Annotated in this window: 20 protein-coding genes; 2 read left to right on the top strand and 18 right to left on the bottom strand. The window is 72.7% G+C overall.

What is annotated here, in order from left to right:
* The first annotated feature begins 3 nt into the window (after positions 1–3).
* Positions 4–888: a TauD/TfdA family dioxygenase gene (locus tag ACIGAQ_RS07135; RefSeq protein WP_362284439.1), complete on the top strand. Its 885-nt coding sequence runs from the start codon at positions 4–6 to the stop codon at positions 886–888.
* A gap of 223 nt (positions 889–1,111) precedes the next feature.
* Here the strand turns inward: ACIGAQ_RS07135 and ACIGAQ_RS07130 are convergent, their stop codons facing one another.
* The 9 genes from ACIGAQ_RS07130 to sfnG form a co-directional block, all read right to left on the bottom strand.
* The gene (locus tag ACIGAQ_RS07130) at positions 1,112–1,789 is read right to left on the bottom strand and encodes a DUF3618 domain-containing protein (protein WP_362284442.1); all 678 of its coding nucleotides are present in this window, start codon (positions 1,787–1,789) and stop codon (positions 1,112–1,114) included.
* Positions 1,765–2,199 (bottom strand): phage holin family protein, encoded by a 435-nt coding sequence (locus tag ACIGAQ_RS07125; RefSeq protein WP_311686113.1) that lies wholly within the window; start codon positions 2,197–2,199, stop codon positions 1,765–1,767. Before ACIGAQ_RS07125 ends, ACIGAQ_RS07130 begins: the two co-directional genes overlap by 25 nt.
* A gap of 1 nt (position 2,200) precedes the next feature.
* On the bottom strand, positions 2,201–2,842 hold the full coding sequence (locus tag ACIGAQ_RS07120; RefSeq protein WP_399779727.1) for a hypothetical protein: 642 nt from the start codon (positions 2,840–2,842) through the stop codon (positions 2,201–2,203).
* A gap of 154 nt (positions 2,843–2,996) precedes the next feature.
* Positions 2,997–4,262, bottom strand: a complete 1,266-nt coding sequence (locus ACIGAQ_RS07115; RefSeq protein ID WP_399779725.1) for a vanadium-dependent haloperoxidase — start codon at positions 4,260–4,262, stop codon at positions 2,997–2,999.
* Between the two features lie 42 nt (positions 4,263–4,304).
* Positions 4,305–5,462: an LLM class flavin-dependent oxidoreductase gene (locus tag ACIGAQ_RS07110; protein WP_399779723.1), complete on the bottom strand. Its 1,158-nt coding sequence runs from the start codon at positions 5,460–5,462 to the stop codon at positions 4,305–4,307.
* Positions 5,463–5,496: 34 nt separating this feature from the next.
* The gene (locus ACIGAQ_RS07105) at positions 5,497–6,693 is read right to left on the bottom strand and encodes an SfnB family sulfur acquisition oxidoreductase (RefSeq protein WP_399779721.1); all 1,197 of its coding nucleotides are present in this window, start codon (positions 6,691–6,693) and stop codon (positions 5,497–5,499) included.
* Entirely contained in the window at positions 6,690–7,247 is a 558-nt protein-coding gene (gene ssuE / locus ACIGAQ_RS07100) for an NADPH-dependent FMN reductase (protein WP_094051430.1), read from the bottom strand. Before ssuE ends, ACIGAQ_RS07105 begins: the two co-directional genes overlap by 4 nt.
* Before the next feature lie 12 nt (positions 7,248–7,259).
* Positions 7,260–8,477 carry an acyl-CoA dehydrogenase family protein gene (locus ACIGAQ_RS07095; protein ID WP_399779719.1) on the bottom strand — a complete coding sequence of 406 codons (1,218 nt, stop codon included), beginning with the start codon at positions 8,475–8,477 and terminating at the stop codon, positions 7,260–7,262.
* Between the two features lie 28 nt (positions 8,478–8,505).
* Complete coding sequence (gene sfnG / locus ACIGAQ_RS07090) at positions 8,506–9,636, bottom strand: dimethylsulfone monooxygenase SfnG (protein ID WP_399779717.1); 1,131 nt, start codon at positions 9,634–9,636, stop codon at positions 8,506–8,508.
* Positions 9,637–10,029: 393 nt separating this feature from the next.
* Here sfnG and ACIGAQ_RS07085 point away from each other — a divergent pair, with 393 nt between their 5' ends.
* Entirely contained in the window at positions 10,030–10,944 is a 915-nt protein-coding gene (locus ACIGAQ_RS07085) for a LysR family transcriptional regulator (RefSeq protein ID WP_399779715.1), read from the top strand.
* A gap of 31 nt (positions 10,945–10,975) precedes the next feature.
* On the opposite strand, the gene ACIGAQ_RS07080 is transcribed toward ACIGAQ_RS07085, so the two are convergent.
* The 9 genes from ACIGAQ_RS07080 to ACIGAQ_RS07040 form a co-directional block, all read right to left on the bottom strand.
* Complete coding sequence (locus ACIGAQ_RS07080; RefSeq protein WP_399779713.1) at positions 10,976–12,130, bottom strand: LLM class flavin-dependent oxidoreductase; 1,155 nt, start codon at positions 12,128–12,130, stop codon at positions 10,976–10,978.
* A 201-nt stretch (positions 12,131–12,331) separates the two neighbouring features.
* Positions 12,332–13,705 carry an NtaA/DmoA family FMN-dependent monooxygenase gene (locus ACIGAQ_RS07075; RefSeq protein WP_399779711.1) on the bottom strand — a complete coding sequence of 458 codons (1,374 nt, stop codon included), beginning with the start codon at positions 13,703–13,705 and terminating at the stop codon, positions 12,332–12,334.
* Between the two features lie 19 nt (positions 13,706–13,724).
* The gene (locus ACIGAQ_RS07070; RefSeq protein WP_399779709.1) at positions 13,725–14,927 is read right to left on the bottom strand and encodes an LLM class flavin-dependent oxidoreductase; all 1,203 of its coding nucleotides are present in this window, start codon (positions 14,925–14,927) and stop codon (positions 13,725–13,727) included.
* A gap of 24 nt (positions 14,928–14,951) precedes the next feature.
* Complete coding sequence (locus ACIGAQ_RS07065) at positions 14,952–15,947, bottom strand: ABC transporter substrate-binding protein (RefSeq protein WP_399779707.1); 996 nt, start codon at positions 15,945–15,947, stop codon at positions 14,952–14,954.
* Between the two features lie 35 nt (positions 15,948–15,982).
* Positions 15,983–16,747, bottom strand: coding sequence for an amino acid ABC transporter ATP-binding protein (locus ACIGAQ_RS07060; protein WP_311686141.1), 765 nt, complete (start codon positions 16,745–16,747; stop codon positions 15,983–15,985).
* The gene (locus ACIGAQ_RS07055; RefSeq protein WP_399779704.1) at positions 16,744–17,775 is read right to left on the bottom strand and encodes an amino acid ABC transporter permease; all 1,032 of its coding nucleotides are present in this window, start codon (positions 17,773–17,775) and stop codon (positions 16,744–16,746) included. Before ACIGAQ_RS07055 ends, ACIGAQ_RS07060 begins: the two co-directional genes overlap by 4 nt.
* A gap of 21 nt (positions 17,776–17,796) precedes the next feature.
* A complete protein-coding gene (locus ACIGAQ_RS07050) occupies positions 17,797–18,750 on the bottom strand; it encodes an ABC transporter substrate-binding protein (protein ID WP_399779702.1) in 954 nt (317 codons plus the stop codon).
* Positions 18,747–19,277: a GNAT family N-acetyltransferase gene (locus ACIGAQ_RS07045; RefSeq protein WP_399779700.1), complete on the bottom strand. Its 531-nt coding sequence runs from the start codon at positions 19,275–19,277 to the stop codon at positions 18,747–18,749. Before ACIGAQ_RS07045 ends, ACIGAQ_RS07050 begins: the two co-directional genes overlap by 4 nt.
* Positions 19,274–20,401 (bottom strand): LLM class flavin-dependent oxidoreductase, encoded by a 1,128-nt coding sequence (locus ACIGAQ_RS07040; protein WP_399779698.1) that lies wholly within the window; start codon positions 20,399–20,401, stop codon positions 19,274–19,276. The genes ACIGAQ_RS07045 and ACIGAQ_RS07040 overlap by 4 nt, the downstream gene beginning before the upstream one ends.
* Positions 20,402–20,586: the final 185 nt, after the last annotated feature.

Raw genomic sequence — 20,586 nt, 5'->3', positions numbered from 1 at the left:
GAAGTGAGCGTTCTCAGCGAGCGGCCGGCCGTGGCCCGACTGCCCCTGACCCGGCTCGGGCCCGGTTTCGGTGCCGAGATCGACGGCATCGACCTCTCTCGCCTCGACGACGCCCAGGTGCTGGCGTTGCGTGAGGCCCTGGTGGCGTACAAGGTGCTCTTCGTGCGAGGGCAGCACGGACTCGACGACGCCGCGCAAATCGAATTCGGCAGGCGTCTGGGCGAGGTCACCGTCGGGCACCCGGTCCACGACTCCGGTGACGTGCCGCCCGAGGTGTACTCCCTGGACAGCCAGGACAACGGGTTCGCCGACGTGTGGCACACGGACGTGACGTTCGTGCGGCGGCCCCCTGCGATCTCGGTCCTGCGCGCCGTGGTGCTGCCACCCGTGGGCGGCGACACGAACTGGGCCGACAGCCAGCTCGCCTACGAGTCCCTGTCACCGGGCCTGCGCGACTACGTCGACACGCTCACCGCCGTGCACGACGGCAGTCGCGAGTTCGGCTACTACCTCGCCCAGCGGCGTCAGGGCCGGGGCAACCTGTGGGAGGGCGAGGTGTTCACCGCCCTGGAGCCGGTGGAGCACCCGGTGGTTCGGGTGCACCCGGAGAGCGGGCGCAAGGGACTGTTCGTGAACCCCGGGTTCACCTCGCACATCGTGGGCGTCTCGGAACACGAGAGCCGGGGCCTGCTGGACATCCTGTACGCGCATCTCACCAAGCCGGAGCACGTGGTGCGGCACCGCTGGCAGCCAGGGGACGTCGCCCTGTGGGACAACCGCAGCACGGCCCACTACGCCAACCGCGACTACGGCGACACGCATCGCGTCATGCACCGCATCACGCTGCGCGGGGACACGCCCGCCGGACCCGCGACTGTCGGCCGCTGACCCGAGGGCCACCGACCCGGCGCCGGGTAGGAGCACCTGGCAGCGCAGGGCACCGGTACCTGCGGCTGACATGGCGTCCGGCGGTGTCGGTGCCGCGGGCGCTCAGGGCGTCGACCGGTTCCGTGTGGCCCACCGGCACGCGGGAGTGGGCGGGGTGTCCCGCCCACTCCCGCAGGCCGCCCGCACCGCGGCACGGCACGGCACCGCCCACGCGCCGCCGGGGTTACCCGCCGCTCCCCTGACCGCGCGCCTCCTGCGCCGTGCTCTGCGCGGATCGCCGGGCCTGGTCGGTGACCTGACCGGCCTGCTGCGCCGCCTGTTCCTTGGTGGTCCGGGCGGCTTCGGAGGCGGTGTCCTTGACCTCCTGGGCGGCCTGGCGGCCCGCCTGGGTGGCGTCCTCCTTGAGCTGCTGCGCGGACTCCAGCGCGGCCTGCTTCACCGGCTCGGCGGCTTGGACGGCCCGGTCCGCCGCCTGTTCCTCGGCCCGCGAGGTGGGCAGCAGCGAGGCGGTCAGCAGTCCCGCGCCGAAGGCGATCAGGCCCGCCGCGAGCGGGTTGCCCTCGGTCTGCCGCATCGCCTGCTCGGGGGCCTGCCGCACGGCCTCGCCGGCCTGTCCCGCTGCCTGGCGAGCGGTGTCGGTGACCTTCCCGGCGGCCTGGCCGGTGGTGTCCTGAACCGACCGGGCGGCCTGCCGGCCGCGATCGGCGGTCTGTCCGGTGATCTCCGCGGTGCTGCCCATGACCCGCTCCCTGACTCCGTGCAGCGCGCCGCGGGCGCGCCGCGTGCGGCGCCGTACCACCTGGCGCGGGCGGGCCCGGTCGGCGAGCCGGGAGACGTCCTCGGACAGTCGCTCCCGGGTGGACTCGATGTCGGCCCTTATCCGGTCGGGTGCCGTGCCCATCGCAGGTCCTCCTTCAGTGTCTCCATGGTCTGTTCCGGCTTGGGCGACACGGTGCGCATCCGCGCCCGGCCCCGGCGGTAGAGGACCAGGCCGATCACCGCCCACACGGCGGTGACGATCAGGGCGGCCCAGGCCAGGTCCATGACGTTGGCCAGGCCGAACATCGCCGCCAGGGTCAGCAGGACGGCCACCATGTAGCCGGCGAAACCGGCGCCGCCGAACATCCCGGCGGCCTTGCCCGCCTTGGTGGCCTCTTCGCGGACCTCGGCCTTGGCCAGTTCGACCTCCTGGTGGAGCAGCTGCTGCACGTCCGACGTGACCGTCGACAGCAGCTCTCCCATCGAGCTGTCCTCCTCCCCGCGGTGCTTGGCGACACGTGTCCTCGGGGCGTGCGGCATGAGCGACGCCATCTCACACCTCCCGGAGTCCCGGCGGCTGCGGCGGCTGCGGCGGCGCCGCGACCTCGGGCAGGCCTGCCGTGCCGGGCGGGCCCGGCACCTGTTCCTCCGGGCCCGCACCGGGCGTACCCAGCTCTCCGGCCGGGCGCGGGCCGGAGCCGTTCGCCTTGCCGCCGGCCTTGGCGAGCCGTCCGACCGCGATGCCGGCCAGCACCGCGCCGCCGAGGAAGGCTCCGGGGCGCCGACGCGCGAAGTCCTCCAGGTCTCCGACCAGACCGCCGACTCCGCGCGAGTCCAGGTAGTCGGCGGCACGATGGCCTCGGTCCGCCACCTGCGCCACCAGGCTCTTCGCGGGGGTGTCCGCATCGGCGCGCTCGGCGAGGCCGGACAGGTCGTCCGCCCACTGCCGCACCACCTGTGCTCCCCGGCGTGCCTGCTGGTCCGCCTCCTCGGTGACCCGCGCCCGGAGGTCTCCGGCCATCGCTCCGGCCTGGGCCCGGGCCTCGCCGGTGACGGCTCTGACCTGCTCGGTGGCCGTTCCGACGACCTCACCGGCGCCCTGCCGGGCCTGTCCGGCCGTGGCCGACGCCTCCTGCTTCGCCGTCTGCCCGGCCTGCTGAGCACGACCGGTGCTCACCTTCGCCATCTCGCTCATGAGTCCTCTCCCTCAGGCACCGCCCGTGGATCCGCTCGGCGTCCGTTCCGTACGCACCCTCCTCGATTAACCATCCCTGCTAGGCCAAAACGGTGGTAAAGCGGATTTTTCGGGCGAGGTCCGGCCGGTCATGTGACCGGCCGGGAGGCACTCGTCAGCGGCTGCCCGCGGCCGCGTCCCGAGCCGGTCCCAGGAGGCGCCCCGCGTGGCGCAGGACGTACCGGGCCACCTCCTTGCCGAGCGTGAGGCCGGCCTCGTCGGCGGAGCGGGTGTGGATGCCGGACAGGACGCGGGCCTCGACGTTCTCCCCCGACAGCTGCCGCCACGTGGTGTACGTCCTGGTCACCCCGGGCGCGGTGGGGCTGGTCAGGTCGAACGGGGCGGTCCGCGGGCCCACGAGCGCCGACAGCACGGTCTCCGCCGCGCCCGAGTAGGTGGTGTGGCCGCTCGGGTGGTCCGGGTGCGCGGGGGTGGCGTGCAGCGGCGTCCAGTCCGGGTCGGGGTCAAGGGCGCCGGTGCGGATCGCCGTCACCGGACGCCAGCGCTCGTAGGCGTACTTGCTGTCGGAGGTGGCGATTTGCGTGTCCACGAGCGCCACATGGAAGAGCGCCACCAGCCGCGCCTGTCCGGCCGGCCCCTGCTGCGCGCGGGAGAGGGCCACGCGCAGCGGCTCGGTGTAGAGGGTGAGGGAGGAGCCGAGCCAGAAGGTGGCGGTCTCGGTCTGGTGGGCGCTGCGTGCCGTGCTGTCCGCGCCGCCGTACGCCCGTACCTCCGCGAGGTCGGCGGCGTAGCGCGCGGAGTCCAGCGCGGGAGGCGGGCCGAGCCGGAACTGGTCGCCCGCCGTGAGGACGAACGGCTCGGCGAGGCGGTTGCCGTACTGCGCCGCCGGGGCGTAGGCGGGGGGCGTCGGCTGCCACACGCCGGGCGCCGCGGGCCGTACGGGGTAGGGCGCGTTGACCGAGCCGGGGTCGAGGCCGTCGCCCTGCCGCGCCGCGACGAGCAGGTTCGCCTCCCGTTCGCCCGCCGCGGCCCCGCGCCGCTCCGCAGGACCGTCGGGCACGGCGTCGAGTGTCTTCTCGTACGTCGCGTCGAGCTGTTCGGTCCGGCTCGGCACGAGCGTGACCAGCGCCCGGTGCACGGCCGCGGCCAGGGCCGCCTCCTGGTAGGGGCCGCGCTCCACGCCCGCCGGCACGCTCCGGGTCGCCCGGGCCGCGGCGAGCCAACCGATCGCCCAAGTGCGGCTGTTGGTGATCTGGGTGGGCGCCCCGGCGACAGCGACGGTCGCGGCCGTCGCGTCGTACCAGGTGAGCGCGGTGGTGCTGCGATCGGCCGCGGCGGCCCCCGGCGCGGCGACGGACGCGGCCAGCAGCACCGCCGCGCCCAGGGCGACGGCGGCGGGACGGGTTCTGTACGGGCTCACGCGTTCTCCTTCGGTCTGGGTGGTTGCGGGGAGGGGGTGCGTTCAGGGACGTCCCGCGTCGGCGAAGGGCACCTGCGCGGAGGGGGCCGTCGGCCGGCCGAGGGGGTGCTGCCACACCCCCCGGGCCTGCAGCCGGGGCAGGACTCCCTCGCCGAACCAGTACGCCTCCTCCAGGTGCGGATAGCCGGAGAGCACGAACTCCTCGATGCCCAGGGCCGCGTACTCCTGGATCCGCTCGGCGACCTCGTCGTGGCTGCCGACCAGGGCGGTGCCCGCGCCGCCGCGGACCAGGCCGATGCCGGCCCACAGGTTGGGGTGGATCTCCAGGCGGTCACGGCTGCCGCCGCCGTGCAGGGCGAGCATGCGCCGTTGTCCCTCCGACTCGCTGCGGGCGAGCCCCGCCTGGACCGAGGCCACGGTCTCCGCGTCGAAGCCGGCCAGGAGCCGGTTCGCCTCGGCCCAGGCCTGTTCCGAGGTGTCCCGGGTGATGACGTGCAGCCGGATGCCGAAGCGGACGGCGCGGCCCTCCCGGGCCGCCAGCGCCCGTATCCAGGCGATCTTCTCGGCGACCTGTGCGGGCGGTTCGCCCCAGGTGAGGTACACGTCGGCGTGCCGGGCGGCGATCTCTCCGGCGATCGGCGAGGAGCCGCCGAAGTAGACCTGGGGCACGGGCTCGGGCACCCGCGCGAGGCGCGCGTCCTCCACCTGGAGGTGCTCACCGTGCAGGTCGACGGTCTTGCCGGCCCACAACTCGCGGACGATCGCCAGGAATTCGCCCGTACGGCGGTAGCGGGCGTCCTTGTCCAGGAAGTCGCCGTAGGCGCGCTGCTCGTGGCTCTCGCCGCCGGTGACGACGTTGAGCAGCAGGCGTCCGCCCGTCTGGCGCTGGAAGGTGGAGGCCATCTGCGCGGCGAGCGTCGGCGAGACGAATCCGGGCCGGAAGGCGACGAGGAACTTCAGCCGCTCGGTGCGCTGGCTGACCATGGCCGTGGTCAGCCAGGCGTCCTCGCACCAGGCGCCGGTCGGGGTGAGGGCACCGACGAAGCCGAGGTCCTCGGCGGCGCGGGCGATCTGGCTCAGATAGCCGACCGTCGGCGGCCGGTCGCGTCCGGTCTCCGTCGCCGGGGTGCCGTGGCCGCCGCCGACGACATGGCGGCTGTCGCCGTTGGTGGGCAGGAACCAGTGGAAGGTCAGGGACACGCGAGGGCTCCGATCGGGTGCGCTGGGAGGGGGGTCAGAGAAGTCCGTGGCGGGGCGGTCTGGTGCCGTTCAGCACGTAGCGGCCGATGTGCTGGACCTTCCAGCGGGCCGGGTCGTGCAGGGTGTGGGTGCGGGCGTCCCGCCAATGGCGGTGCAGGCCCGCGGAGTCGAGCGCCGAGCGGGTCCCGGCGACCTCGAAGAGGGCGCTGCCCAGCTCCACGGCCGCCTGGGCCGCCGCCACCTTGGCGGTGGCCACCGCGACGGAGGCCGCGGCGGCCGAGTCGTCGGTCAGGTCGGCGTCCGCGGCGTCGACCGTGCGGGCCGCCTCGCGCAGCAGCGCCTCGGCCGTACGGACCCGGATCGCCAGCTCACCGAACTGCTGGATCAGCAGTGGGTCCTCGGCGGCGGTGGCATGTCCCTCCTCGACGCTCTCGAACCAGGGGCGGCTCTTGGCCCGGACGAACTCCACCGCCTCGGCCAGTGCGCCGGCGGCGATCCCGGTGTCGATCGCCGCGTGCAGCAACTGGGCGATCGCGCCGTGCAGTTGCGGTCCGCGGAAGGTGAGGTGGTGCGGGACGATCCGGTCGGCGGGGACGGGGACCGACTCCAGGTGGACGGTTCCGCTGGCGGTGGTGCGCTGACCCATGCCGTCCCAGTCGTCGATCACGGTGAGCCCCGGGGCGTCCCGTGGCACGTAGGCGACGTGCAGGGTGTCGTCCCGGGCCCTGGCGAGGACCGGGATCCAGTCGGCGAACAGGGCACCGGTGGAGTAGTGCTTGACGCCGTCGAGGACGTACGAGCCGTCCGGCCGCGGCACGAGCCGGGTGCGGAGGTCCTGCACGTGCCGGGTTCCGGCCTCGGACTGGGCGTTGCCCAGCCGCCTGCCGGCCAGCACCTCGCCGAAGAAGAACTTCCGCTGCTCGTCGGTGCCCTGCCGCCGCAGCACGTTGACGTACACGAAGTGGCTCTGCGGGATCTGGGCGAGGCTGGCGTCGGCGGCGGCCAGCCGCCGGAAGATCCCGGCGAGCGTGTCCGCGCCGACGTCCGCGCCGCCGAACTCGGCCGGCACCGACACGGCGAGCAGCCCCGACGCCGAGAGCCGGTCCAGCTCCGTGTGCGGCAGCCGGCGTCGGGCGTCCCGCTCGGCGGCGCCCTCGCGGAACTCGGCGGCGAGTGCGGCGGCGACCGCGAGGGCCTCCTCGTCGTCGGCGATCACGTGCGCGGTGCTCATCCGGTGGCCGCCAGGAGGGTCGTGCGGCCGCCGAGGGCGGCGGAGAACTGGTCCGTGACCTGCGCCAGGGCCTCAGCCGAGCCGGGCGCGACGGTCAGGGTGCCGTCGTCGCCCGCGGTGATGTCCTTGTCGAGGGTGAACCAGCCCGGGACGATGTGCGTGGCGCCCATGGAGCTCAGGACGGGGCGCAGCGCGTAGTCGATGGCCAGGACGTGGGCGACGGAGCCGCCGGTGGCCAGCGGCAGGATCGTCTTGCCGGCCAGGGCGTACTGCGGCAGCAGATCGAGCAGCGACTTCAGCAGGCCGGAGTAGGCGGCCTTGTAGACGGGGGTGCCGACCACGACCCCGTCCGCCCGCTCGACCAGCGCCGTCGCCTGGACGATGGCCGGGTGCCGGAAGTCCGCCCCGAGCAGGGCCTCGGCGGGCAGGTCGCGGACGTCGAAGGGGATCACCTCGTGTCCCTGCGCGGTGAGCCGCTGGTCCAGGTGGCGCAGGAGGCGTGCGGTGCGGGAAGTGGCGGAGGGGCTGCCGGAGACGGACAGGATCGTGGCCATGGGTGGGACCTCTCAGGAGTACCAGGTGGGCTGCGGCAGTTCGCCGGTCAGGACGTGGCGGCCGACTTCGCGGCGCTTGTAGGCGACGGGGTCGTGGAGGGTGTGGGTGCGGACGTTGCGCCAGAAGCGGTCGAGGCCTTCGGCGGAGGCGGTGGCGCGGGCGCCGGTCACCTCGAAGATGCGGCTGGTGATCTCCAGGGCGACGTCGGTGGCGCGGGCCTTGACCGCGGCCACCCGCACCTCGAACTCGCCGCGAGCCTGCTCGGTGACCGCATCGGGGTCGTCGTGCAGCTTCTGGCCCTCGGCGGCCACGGTGTCGGCCAGGGCCTCGACGGCCCACAGCTTGGCGGTGAGGTCGCCGTAGGTGTCGAGGACGTACGGCTCGTCGACGGCCCGGTCGTGGCCGCCGTGCAGCCAGGGGCGGGACTTGGCGCGGGTGTAGGTGGCGGCGGTCTCCAGGGCGCCGGCCGCGATGCCGAGGTAGAAGCTGACGAAGACGAGCTGGATGGTCGGCATGTTCAGCGTGTTGTACACGCGGGGCCGGAACCGCTTGTCCACGTATCCGGCGGCGGCCGACCAGGGGACGCGCACGGCGTCGAGGGTGACGCCGCCGCTCTCGGTGAGGCGCTGGCCGATGTTGTCCCAGTCGTCGTGGAAGGTCAGGCCCTCGCTGTCGGAGGGGACGATGGCGAAGACGTGGTCCTCGGTGCCCTCCAGGACGCCTTCGAGCACGGTGACGTCGGAGACCTTGCTGCCGGTGGAGAAGGTCTTGCGGCCGGTGAAGGTGAGGGTGTCGCCCTCGTCGCGCACGATGACGTCGGCGTCGCGCGGATTGACGGCGCCCCCGAAGAACCAGCGGTTGCGGGCGGCTTCGGCCTCCACCTGCTCCCACTGCTCGCGGGTGCCGACCAGCCGGGCGGCCCAGTTCCACAGGTAGTGGTAGCCGAGCAGCTGGCCGATGGAGCCGTCCGCCTTGGCGACCTCCCGCACGACGCGGTAGGCGGTGGGCCAGTCCTGCCCGCCTCCCCCGTGCTCGACGGGGCCGAGCAGGGTGACGAGGCCGGAGTCCTTCAGCAGCCGGACCTCCTCGTGGGGGGTCGCGCCGGCCTTGTCCCGGGCCGCGGCGTCGGTGGCGAGGACGGCGGCGACCTCGGCGGCGCGGCTGATCCAGCCCTCGGCGTCCTCGGGGACGGGGGCGGTCCGCCAGTCGGTGCGGGCGACGGTGCTCATGGGGCGTCTTCCTCTCGTTGGGGGGTGGTCAGACGTGTGCGGCGGCGGCCGGCTTGAACTCGGGTTGCTGCGCCTCCAGTTCGCGCACCAGGGGCAGCACCCGCTTGCCGAAGTACTCGACCTCTTCCAGGTAGTGCAGGAAGCCGAGCAGGAAGAGGTCGACGCCGAGCCGCTTGTAGGCGACGATCCGTTCGGCGATCTGCTCGGGCGTGCCGATCAGCCCGGTGCGGAAGCCGTCGTTGTACTGGACGAGGTCCTCGAAGGTGGAGTCCTGCCACATGCCCTTGCGGTCGGCGGTGGACTGCCCGGCCTGGCGGACGGCGTCCCGGAAACCGTGGACGGCGGGCGTGTCGGCCTTGGCGACGATCTCGCGGAGCGTCTCGCGGGCCTCGGCCTCGGTGTCGCGGGCGATCAGGAAGCCGTTGAGGCCGAACTTCGGTGCTGTGCGGCCCGCCTGTGCTGCGGAGGCACGGACGTCGGTGATCTGCTCGGTGACGCCGTCGAAGTCCTTGCCGTTGCTGAAGTACCAGTCGGAGACGCGGCCCGCCATGGCGCGGGCGGCGGTGGAGTTGCCGCCCTGGAAGATCTCCGGGTGCGGGCGCTCGGGCGTGCTGAGCGGCTTGGGCTTGAGGGAGAAGTCACGCAGCCGGTAGAAGTCACCGGCGAGTTCGGCGTGGTCCTCGGTCCAGATGCGGCGCAGCGCGGTGATGAACTCCTCGGCGCGGCGGTAGCGCTCGTCGTGCTCCAGCCAGGGCTCGCCGAGGGCGGTGAACTCGCCCTTGAACCAGCCGCTGACGACGTTGACGGCGAAGCGGCCGCCGGAGAGGTGGTCGGCGGTGGTGCCGAGCTTGGCGAGGACACCCGGGTGCCACAGCCCCGGGTGGACGGCGGCGATGACCTTCAGCCGCTGCGTGGCGAGGAGCAGGGCGAGGCTGAAGCTGGTCGACTCGTGCTGGTACTCGGCGCCGTAACTGGCCATGTAGCGGACCTGGCTGAGGGCGTAGTCGAAGCCGTTGTTCTCGGCGAGCACGGCCAGTTCGCGGTTGTAGTCGTAGCCCCAGTCGGTGCGTTGCTCGATGGTGCTGGTGACCAGGCCGCCGCTGACGTTCGGCACCCAGTAGGCGAAGCGGACGGGGTCGGTTGCGGGGAATTCGGGCATGGGAAATCTCCTGGCCGGCGCATGCTGCGCGAAAGCGTGATGAGGGACTTCCGGAATTCAGGCGCGTCGGGGCGGCGGTCCCGGGAAAACCGCCGTCACACAGGGACGCGGCCGGGACGGGAATTCACGGAAGGGAGGGACGGGGGGCGCGGATGCGAGGGTTTCCCTCGGTGCGCTCAGGCCCGACAGCGACAGCGGGAGCTGCAGACACGCGCGAGGTCGACGTGGCGTCGCCGCGTGAGATCCTGTCGCTTCATGTCCTCGATCAAAGCAGCGCCCCGTCCGGCCGGTCAAGAATGCCCGGCCTGATTTCACATGCTGGGCGTCGGTATTCACGAGGTTGTGACAGGTATTCCCTTGAACCCGGCACGGTGCGCTCGGCAATCTCGTGCCGTGCGCATCGAACAGCTCGAATACATCGCCGCCGTCACCCGGTTGGGGTCGCTGCGGCGTGCTGCCGAGGAACTGCATCTGTCCCAGCCGGCGCTCAGCGAGACCGTGCGCAACCTGGAGCGGGAGCTCGGGGTGGATCTGCTGGAGCGCAAACGGTCCGGGGCGAAGATCAGCGACGAGGGGCGGGAGCTGCTCCCCCACATCATGAGCGTCCTCGACGCGGTCGACCGGCTGCGCGGCGCGGCCGGCGACCAGCACCGCATCAGCCGCATGGTCCGGCTCGGGACGGTCAACACGGCCACGGTTCCGCTGGTCATCCCGACCGTGCGGGAGTTCCGCTCCTCGCACCCGCTCACGCAGGTCGAGCTGGTGGGCGCGCAGCAGTCCGGGATCCATCGCGGGCTGCTGGAGGGCTCGTTCGACCTGGGCCTGGTGAACTACCTGGAGGGCGACGACCTGCCGCCCGGGTTCGAGACCACCGAGCTCCTGAGGGGCCGGCCCGTGGTGTGCGTGCGGCCCGACAGTCCGCTCGCGGCCCTGGAGCGGGTGGACACGGACAGCCTGCTGGCCGAGCCGCTGGTCGTGATGCGGTCCGGCTATGTGATGCATCGTTTCCTGCACCGTCTGCTGCGCGGCCGGGCCCCGGCCTTCTCGTACTCCACCGACGGTGCGGAGATGGGGAAGCTGATGGTCGCGGAAGGACTGGGCGCGACGGTGCTGCCGGACTTCAGCGTCGTCGGGGACCCGCTGGAGCGGCGGGGCACGATCACCGTGCGGCCGCTGGCGGAGGAGGGCGCCGAGGTGCTGCTGGTCCTGCAGCGCCGGCACGCCGGTTCCGTCCCGCGGGCCGTGCGCGACCTGCACGAGCTGTTCGTGCGCAACGCCGGTGCGTACCGGTCGGCTTCGGGAGCATGAGAGGGATGCCGCGGGCCGGGGCCCGCGGCCGTCACCGGGCGGGCGGCTCCAGCGGGGCAAGGTGCCCGCGGCGGCGCCATTCCCGCGCGAGCAGTTCGTAGGAGCGGATCCGGTCCGCGTGCTGGTGGGTGATGGTGGTGATCAGCAACTCGTCGGCCTCCGTGGCCTCCTGGAGCTGCTCCAGGAGGTCGGCGACCCGCCCCGGTGAGCCCACGAAGCGGGTGTCGACGCGGTCCTGTACGAGCGCGCGGTCCTCGTCGCTCCACGCGTGGGCGCGCGCTTCCGCGGGCGTCGGGTAGGGGATGGCGCCCTCGGCCGTGCGGATGCTGCGCACCCACAGGTCGTAGCCGGTGGCCAGCTCCCGGGCGGTCGCGTCGTCCTCGGCGACGACGACGTCGGCGGAGACGCTGACGTACGGCCGGTCGAGGAACTCGGAGGGCTTGAAGAAGGAGCGGTAGCCGTCCACCGCCTCCAGGACCGTGGCGGGGCTGACGTGGTAGTTGGCGGCGAACCGCAGACCGCGGGCGCCCGCGACCTCGGCGCTCGTGCCGCCGCTGCTGCCGAGGATCCAGAGGTCGACGTCGGCCCCCTCGCCCGGCACGGCGTGCGCCTCGACGCCCTCCGCGGAGCGGTAGGTGCCGGCCAGCAGGGCGAGGATGTCGTCGATCTGCTCGGCGTAGTCCTGCGGCTCGGCGTTCGGCAGCAGGAGCAGCTCGCGCTGCAGGGCGACACGGGGAGAGCCGAGGAGATGCGTGAAGGAGAAGCGGGGCGGGATGAGCAGGCCGTTCGGGGCACGGCCGGGTGCCGGGGGTTCCGCCGGGGCGATGGCGCTCTCCCCCGGCGGGCGGCCGCCGGAGCGGCCCAGGCCCAGGTCGAGACGGCCGGGGTGCAGCGCGTCGATCAGGCCGAACTCCTCCACGGTGGACAGGGCGGTGCGGTGACCGAGCTGGACCGCCCCCGAGCCGAGCCGGATGGTGGAGGTGGCCGCGGCGGTCAGGGCCAGCACGACCGCAGGGGAGGTACCGGCCACACCCGGGTTGAGGTGGTGCTCGGCGAACCAGTGGCGGGCGTAGCCGAGCCGCTCGGCCTGCCGGGCCAGGTCGATGGAGTGGTGCAGCGCCTGGGCCGCCGTGGACCCGGAGGAGACGGGGACCAGGTCGAGTACGCCGAGGGGGATGTCAGGCATGGGTCAGCCCTTCTTCTGAGGGAGCGGTCGGTGACGCCGGCAGGACCGGGGCCCCTGCGAGCGGTAGCGGCGGATCAGCTCGGCGTCGCGACGGCCGCTCGTGCCGCTCCCCGGCTCCGAACCCGTCGGAGCCGAGCTCCTCGCCGAGCACCGCGTGGGCGAGGGCATCCCGGAAGCGGTCGTGCGTGACGGCGAGGAACTTCACGAGGCGGCCCGCTCGGCGCGGTGGCCGTGCGGGTGGGTCAGGCCGAGGTGGTCGCGCAGGGTCGTGCCCTCGTACTCCGTGCGGAACACGCCCTTCTCCTGCAGCAGCGGGACGACCTTGTCGGCGAACTCGTCCAGGCCCGTCGGCGTGAGGTGCGGGACGAGGATGAAGCCGTCGCTGGCGTCGGTCTGGACGAAGTGGTCGATGGTCCGGGCGAGGGTGGCCGGGGAGCCGACGAAGTTCTGCCGGTTGCCGGTGTGGATGACCAGGTCGCGGATGGACCACTTGTTGGCCGCGGCCAGTTCGCGCCATTCCCGGGCGGTGGCCAGGGGGTCCCGGTACATCCGGACCTGGGCGCGGCCCTGGGAGATGTGCTCCTGGCCGACGTCCGGCTCGATGTCGGGCAGCGGGCCGTCCGGGTCGTACGCCGACAGGTCCCGGTTCCAGACGAACTCCAGGTGCCTGAGGGCGGTGGCGCCGCTGACCTGCTGGCGGCGCACCTCGCGGGCGAGTTCCTCGGCCTCGGCGTCGGTGTCGGCGAGGGCGAAGGTCGCGGCGGGCAGGATGAGCAGCTGGTCGCGGCTGCGGCCGTACTTGGCCAGGCGGTTCTTGACGTCGGTGTAGAAGGCGCGGCCCGCTTCGAGGGTGCCGTGCCGGCTGAAGATGGCGTCGGCTTCGGCGGCGGCGAACTCGCGGCCCTCCTCCGAGTCTCCGGCCTGGAAGATGACGGGGCGGCCCTGGGGTGAGCGGGGGACGTTGAACCGGCCGTGGATGTCGAAGTGCCGGCCGGTGTGCGCGAAGGCGCCGGCCTCGGCGTCCGACAGGAACTGTCCGGTCTCCTGGTCGGCGACGATCTCGTCGCCGCGCCAGGAGTCGAAGAGTTCCTTGGCCGTCTCCAGGAACTCCTTGGCGCGGGAGTACCGCTCCTGCTGCGGCAGGAAGCCGCCGCGGCGGAAGTTCTCCCCGGTGAAGGCGTCCCAGGAGGTGACGACGTTCCAGGCGGCGCGGCCGCCGGAGAGGTGGTCGAGAGTGGCGAACTGGCGGGCCACCTCGTAGGGCTCGTTGAAGGTGGAGTTGATGGTGCCGGTCAGGCCGAGGTGTTCGGTGACGGCGGCGAGCGCGGCGAGGACGGTGAAGGTGTCGGGCCGGCCGACGACGTCCAGGTCGTAGATCCGGCCGCCCTGTTCGCGCAGGCGGAGCCCTTCGGCGAGAAACAGGAAGTCGAACCTGGCGCGTTCGGCGGTGCGGGCGAAATGGGCGAAGGAGCTGAACTCGATGTGGCTGCCGGCCCGCGGGTCGCTCCAGACGGTGGTGTTGTTGACGCCGGGGAAGTGCGCGGCCAGGTGGATCTGCTTCAGGGGTTTGGTCATCGGTCCGGGTCCTTCCGGCTCAGACGGCGGCGTAGCGGTTGGCGGGGCGGGCCAGGCCCAGCAGGCCGCGCAGGGTGCCGGCCTCGTAGGCGCGGCGGAAGACGCCACGGCGCTGCAGTTCGGGGACGAGGCCGCGGGTGATCGCCGGCAGGTCGTGGGCGGCGACGGCGGGCCACAGCCGGAATCCGGTCAGCCCGCCGCCGCTCAGTTCCTGCAGCAGGTCCGCGAGTTGGGCGGGGGTGCCGGTGAAGACGGGCGCGTCGCTGGTGAAGGGTTCGCCCGCGAGCGCGTCGAGCCGGTCCCGGCGTGCCCGCGCGGCGGCCGGGTCGTCGTCGAGGAAGACGACGAGTTCGCCGAAGACGTGCAGCGGCTCGGACGCCCGCCCGGCGGCGTCCTGTTCGGCGCGGATCCGGTCGACGATGCCGCGGGCCTCGCCTGCGTCACGCGGGGTGACGTAGCCGACGTCGGCGGCACGGCCCACGAGCCGGTAGGGGACGGTGTCGTGGGCGAGGGCGGTGACGATCGGCTGGCCCTGGGGCGGCCGGGGGGTGATGGAGGGTCCCCGGACGCTGAAGTGGCGGCCCTCGAAGTCGATGTAGTGCAGTTTGTCGCGGTCGATGAAGCGGCCCGTGGCGACGTCCCGGATCTCGGCGTCGTCCTCCCAGCTGTCCCAGAGGCGGCGGACGACCTCGATGTAGTCGGCGGCCTCGTCGAACAGCTCGGTCACCGTCGCCCGGGCGGCCGGGCTGTCGTAGGCCTCGATGCGCGCGACGGTGCGGCGGCCGAAGTGGGCGGCCTCGTTCGGGCGGGCGGTGATCTGCACCCGCAGGCCCGCCCGGCCGGTGCTGACGTAGTCGAGGGTGGCGATCGCCTTGGAGATGTGGAAGGGCTCGGTGTGGGTGGCGACGACGGTCGGCACGAGGCCGATGTGCCGGGTCAACGGCGCGACGCGGGAGGCGATGAGGACGGCGTCGAGACGGCCGCGCACCTGGTCGGTGCGCTCGTCGGGGTCGAAGGGGTGGGAGGACTGGGGGCCGAGGCCGTCCTCGATGGTGACGAAGTCGAGCAGTCCGTGTTCCGCCTCGGTCACGAGGTCGGCCCAGTAGGCGGCGGTGAACAGCTCCCGCGGGCGGGCGCCCGTCTCACGCCAGGAGGCGGGGTGCCGGCCGGTGCCGTCCAGGGCGACGGCGAGGTGCAGCGGGGAGGGAGGGGTCGAGGACATGAGGAGCCTTCCTGCGGGGGTCGCCTACTTGTTGGTCCTGGGCAGGCCCGGCGGGTTGATCTGCGACTCGGTGACGGCCTCGTCGGACAGGCCCCAGCGCTGGAGCACCTTCGCGTACGTGCCGTTGTCGATGATGTGGTTGAGGGCGTCCGCGAGCGGCTCGACCAGGCCGCTGTCCTTCTTCGTGGTGGCGGCGATGAGCCCCTGGAGGGTGGCGCCCGCGCCGGAGTAGGTGCCGACGACCTCGGTCCTGCCGGTGGTGGCCGCGTGGTAGGCGGCGGTCGGGTTGGGACCGAGGTAGAGGTCGATGCGGCCGGACTGGAGGGCGAGGTAGGTGTCGCTGTCGTTCTGGTAGTACTTGATGTCCACCGGTTCGCGGCCGGCCTTCTCGTTCTCCTTGCTCCACTCGACCAGCAGCTTCTCCTGGTTGGTGCCGCTGCTGACGGCGACGGTCCGGCCCGCCAGGTCCTCGGGGCCGGTGACCTTCAGGCCGCTGCCCTTCTTCGCCTCGAAGCCCAGGTTGTCCTCGCGGTAGGTGGCGAAGTCGTACTTCTCCTTGCGCTCCTCGGTGACGGTGATGTTGCTCAGGCCGGCGTCGTACTTGCCGCTGTCGAGGCCGACGAAGATGTTCTCCCAGGAGACGGTGTTGATGTGCGGCTTCAGGCCGAGGACGTCGGCGACCAGGTGGGCGAGGTCGGGCTCGACGCCGATGACGGTCTTGTTGTCGGTGGCGTGGAAGGTGAGCGGGGCGGCGGAGCCGGCGGAGGCGACGAGCTCCAGCGTGCCTCTCTTGCGGATCCGCTCCGGGACCTGGGCGGCGATGGAGTCGACCTTGCCGGTCCTGACGCGCTCCTGGTCCGGGCTGGTGTTGATCCTGATCGTGCTCTTGCCGCCGGGCGTGGCCGCGACCTCGGTCGTGCCGCCCTCCGAGGGGTTGGCGCAGCCGGCGAGGACGAGGGCGCCGGCGAGTCCGGCGGCTGCGGCGGCGGTGGTGCGGCGGGCGGTGAGGGTGAGGGCCACGGTGGTGCTCCTTGCGTGCGGGACGGGAGGGAAGATCAGAGGACCTTGGAGAGGAAGGCGCGGGTGCGTTCGTGCCGCGGGGTGTCGAGGACGGCCGAGGGCGGGCCCTGTTCGACGACGACGCCGTCGTCCATGAAGACCACGGTGTCGGCGACCTCGCGGGCGAAGCCGATCTCGTGGGTGACGACGAGCATGGTGGTGCCGGTGCGGGCCAGGTCCTTGATGACGTCGAGGACTTCGCCGACCAGCTCCGGGTCGAGGGCGGAGGTGGGCTCGTCGAAGAGCAGCACCTTCGGTTCGAGGGCGAGCGCGCGGGCGATGGCCACGCGCTGCTGCTGGCCGCCGGAGAGCTGCCGGGGGTAGGCGCCGGCCTTGTCCGCGAGGCCGACCCGGTCCAGCAGCCGGCGGGCCGTCTCCTCGGCCTCCTTGCGGGGGCGGCGCAGGGCGGAGACGGGGGCTTCGACGAGGTTGTCGAGCACGGTCAGGTGCGGGAAGAGGTTGAAGTTCTGGAAGACGAAACCGATGTGGGTGCGCTGCCTGAGGACGTCCTTCTCCTTCAGCTCGTGCAGCTTGTTCCCCGAGCGGCGGTAGCCGATGAGTTCGCCGTCGATGCTGATCCAGCCGCGGCTGACCTTCTCCAGGTGGTTGATGGTGCGCAGCAGCGTGGACTTGCCGGAGCCGGACGGGCCGAGGATCACGGTGACCTCGCCGGCCCGGACCTGCAGGTCGACGCCGCGCAGCACCTCCAGCGGGCCGAAGCTCTTGTGGACGCCGTGGACGTCCACCATGACCTGGCTCATCGGCTGCCTCCCAGGGGTCCGAGGGTCTTCAGCGGGACGACGGGACTCTCGCGCCGGGCGGCGGCCGCGCGCAGGGTGCGCGTGAAGCGCCGGGCGCGCTGGAGCGGTGTGGGCGGCGGGGTGCGGTCGGCGCCCCTGGCGTAGTGGCGTTCCACGTAGTACTGGGCGACCGACAGCAGGGAGGTCAGCACCACGTACCAGGCGGTGGCGACCAGCAGCAGCGGGATCACCCGGCCGTTGCGGCCGTAGATGACCTGCACCTGGTAGAACAGCTCGCCGATGGACATCACGTAGACCACCGAGGTGCCCTTGAGCAGGCCGATGATCTCGTTGCCGGCCGTGGGCAGGATGGCGCGCATCGCCTGGGGCAGCACGATGCGCCGGATCTGCCGCAGCCGGGGGATGCCCAGTGCGGCGGCGGCCTCCAGCTGACCGTGGTCGACGGAGATGACGCCGCCGCGGACGATCTCGGCGGCGTAGGCGGCCTGATGCAGCGTCAGCCCGATGACGGCGGCACCGATGGTGCCGATGAGGCTGTTGCTGTCGACGGACCAGAACACCGGCCCGAAGGGGATCCCGACGCCCAACTCCTTGTACAGGGCGCTGAGGTTGAACCAGAAGACCAGCTGCACGATCATCGGGATCGAGCGGAAGACCCAGATGTACGTCCAGGCGACGGTCTGCAGCACCGGGCTGCGGGACAGCCGCATGAAGGCCAGCACGGTGCCCAGGAGGAAGCCGAGGACGGTGGCGTAGGCGGTGAGCTGGAGGGTGACCCAGACCGCCTGCACGATGGTCTCGGACAGGACGTAGTCGCGGAAGACGCCCCATTCCCACACGGGGTTGGTGGCCAGGCCGTGCACGAACTGGGCGACCAGTACGGCCACGGCGGCCGCCGCGGCCCAGCGGGCGTAGTGGCGGGTTGGGACGACGTGCAGCGAGGCCGGATCGTCAGGGGCGGGCGGGGCGTCGGGGCGGACGCCGGCGGTGGCCGCGCCGGGGGGCGCGGTGCCGGTGGTGGATGCCATCGTGGTGTTCCTGCTCGACTCTCAGGCGTGCTCGGGCGGGTTGATCCGCGACGTCTCGATCGCGGAGGCGGAGGTGCCCCACTTCTTCAGGATCCGGGCGTAGGTGCCGTTCTCGATCAGCTCGTTGACGGCGGCCTGGAAGGCCTTGGTGAGCGGGGAGCCCTTCTTGAAGGCGAAACCGACGTCGAGGCGGTGGTACTCGCCGAGGAACGTGGTCCGCGCGGCGGGCTGGGAGGCCTGGTAGCGCAGGCCGTTGATGGTCGACATGACGACGTCGATGCGGCCCTGCCGGAGTGCGGTGAGGGTCGCGGCGTTCTCCGAGTACACCTTCACGTCGTAGGGCTTCTTCCCGGCCTTGGCGCACACCCCCTTCTGTGCGGTGAGGGTCGTCTCGAAGGTGGTGCCGGCGCCGGTGCCGATGGTCAGCCCGCACAGCTGGGTGAGGTCGGTGACCTTCTTCAGCGCGGTGTTGCCCTTCTTCACGGCGAAGCCCTGGCCGTCGTTGATGTAGGTGACGAAGTCGATGGTCTTCAGCCGCTCGGTGGTCACACCGAAGTTGCCCGTGCCGACGTCGTACTTGCCGCTGCCGAGGGCGGGCAGGATCGTCTCGAAGGAGGCGTCCTGGCGGTCCAGCTTCACTCCGAGGACCTTGGCGACGGCGTCGGCGAGGTCGATGTCCTGGCCCGCGGGCGCCTTGTCCGGCCCGTTCGGGTAGTAGGCCCCGGGCGGGAAGCCGATGGAGCTGCCGACCCGCAGCGTGCCCGACCGGCGCACGTCGGCGGGCAGCAGGGCGGCGACGGCGTCCACCGTGCGCACGGAGGCGACCGGGTCGCTCGTGGGCGCCGGGGAGGCCTGGGCGCCGACGGCCGCGGTGCCGCCGCCGTCACCGGAGCCGCACGCGGTGAGCGCGAGCAGCGGCAGCAGCGCGAGGGCGGCGATGCCGCGCAGGCGGTCTCTGAGAGCGGGGGCGTTCACAGGTCCGTGGCCTTTCCGGTGGTGTCGGGCAGGTGTTTCTCGAACGGCAGCGGGCCGATGGTCTCGGGGTCGGCGGCGGTGTCGAACAGCGGTGTGTAGCCGGTGGCGAGGTACAGGCCGCGCGCCTCGGGCTGGCGGGGCCCGGTGGTCAGGTAGACGCGCCGGTAGCCGCGGGCGGCGGCCTCGCGTTCCAGCTCGTCGAGCACGCGCCGGGCGAGCCCGCGCCGGCGGTGCGCGGAGTGGGTCCAGATCCGTTTCAGTTCGGCCGTGGTGGCGTCGTGGCGGCGGAAGGCGCCGCCCGCGACGGGGTTGCCGTGTTCCAGCAGCAGCAGGAGGAGACCGCCGTGCGGCGGGGTGAACTCCTCGTCGGGGTAGCGGGAGATCTCGGTGTGGGCGTCCTTGCCGTAGCGCGTGGAGTACTCGTGGCCCAGTTCGCGCAGCAGGGGTCTCACCCGGCGGTCGGTGACCGGGACGTGCACGACGGTCACGTCCGCCGCCCGGTGCGGGGTGGGGGCCACGGACGTCACGCGCCCACCGCCGCGTGAGTCGGCCCCCGCCCGGCGGCCCGTTCGGCGTCGCGCTTGGCGACCTCCTCGCGGACCAGGGGGATGACGTACCGGCCGAAGTCGATGGCGTCGCCCAGCAGGTCGTAGCCGCGGGCGGAGAGGATGTCGACGCCGAGGTCGTAGTAGTCGAGGAGGGCCTGCGCGACCGTCTCCGGAGTGCCGACCAGGGCGTTGGAGTTGCCCGCGCCCCCGGTCGCGGCGGCCGTCGGGGTCCACAGGGCGCGGTCGTAGCGCTCCCCGGCCTCGGCGATGGCGACCAGCCGCTGCGAGCCGGTGTTCTGCGGGGCGCCGGTACGGTGCCGCCGCTTGAGCCCGGCCGCGCCCTGCTCCCGGATGGCGCCGACCGTGCGGTGGGCCTTCTCCCAGGCCAGCTCCTCGGTGGGGGCGATGATCGGGCGGAACGCCACCTGGATGCGCGGCACGTCGGTGCGGCCCGCGGCCTGCGCGGCGGCCCGCACCGCCTTGATCTGCTCGGCGGTCCTCTCCAGCGGCTCGCCCCACAGGCAGTAGATGTCGGCCTCGGCTCCGCCGGCGGCGTAGGCAGCGGGCGACGAACCGCCGAACGACACGTCCGGGCGCGGCTGCCGGACGGGGAAGACGTCGCTGACGAAGTCGTGGAAGCGGTAGTGCTCGCCCTCGTGGTCGAAGGGTTCGCGCGTGGTCCAGATCTTCTTGACGATGCGGATGTACTCGCGGGTGCGGGCGTAGCGCTCGTCCTTGGTCAGGGTGTCGCCCTCGCGGCCCTGTTCGTGGTCGTTGCCGCCGGTGATGAAGTGGACGGTCAGCCGGCCCTCGCTGATCTGGTCCAGGGTGGCGAAGGTCTTCGCGGCGAAGGTCGGGTAGGAGACGTTGGGCCGGTGGGCGAGGAGGAGCTGCAGCCGGTCCAGCCTGCTCGCGATGTACGCGGCGGCGGGTGCCGGGTCGGGCGAGCCGGATCCGTAGGCGAACAGCACCCGGTCCCAGTCGTGGTCCTCGTGCGCTCGGGCGAGGCGGAGCGTGTACTCCTTGTCGAAGGCGGCGCCGGAGCGCGGGGTGGTCTCGGAGCCGTCGTTGGTGGCGGCGATGCCGAGGAACTCCACGGGCATGACAGTGGCCCTTTCGCAAGCGACCGCACGCGGGCATGACGGAACCGCCGCGCGTGCGGGCAGAGATGACCGAACGTCAGGAAAGAGGAAAGTGCGGATGTGACGACGCCGTGCGTCGGGAGAAGCAGGGATGCGGCAGCGCGCGCAAGGAGCGGAACTCGGCCCGCGACGGGGTCACCGAGGGA

The organism is Streptomyces sp. NPDC085932 (assembly GCF_044540525.1).
GTDB lineage: Bacteria > Actinomycetota > Actinomycetes > Streptomycetales > Streptomycetaceae > Streptomyces > Streptomyces levis.
The sequence above is the reverse complement of the archived record's forward strand: the minus strand, read 5'-3'. Positions and strand labels throughout refer to the sequence as shown.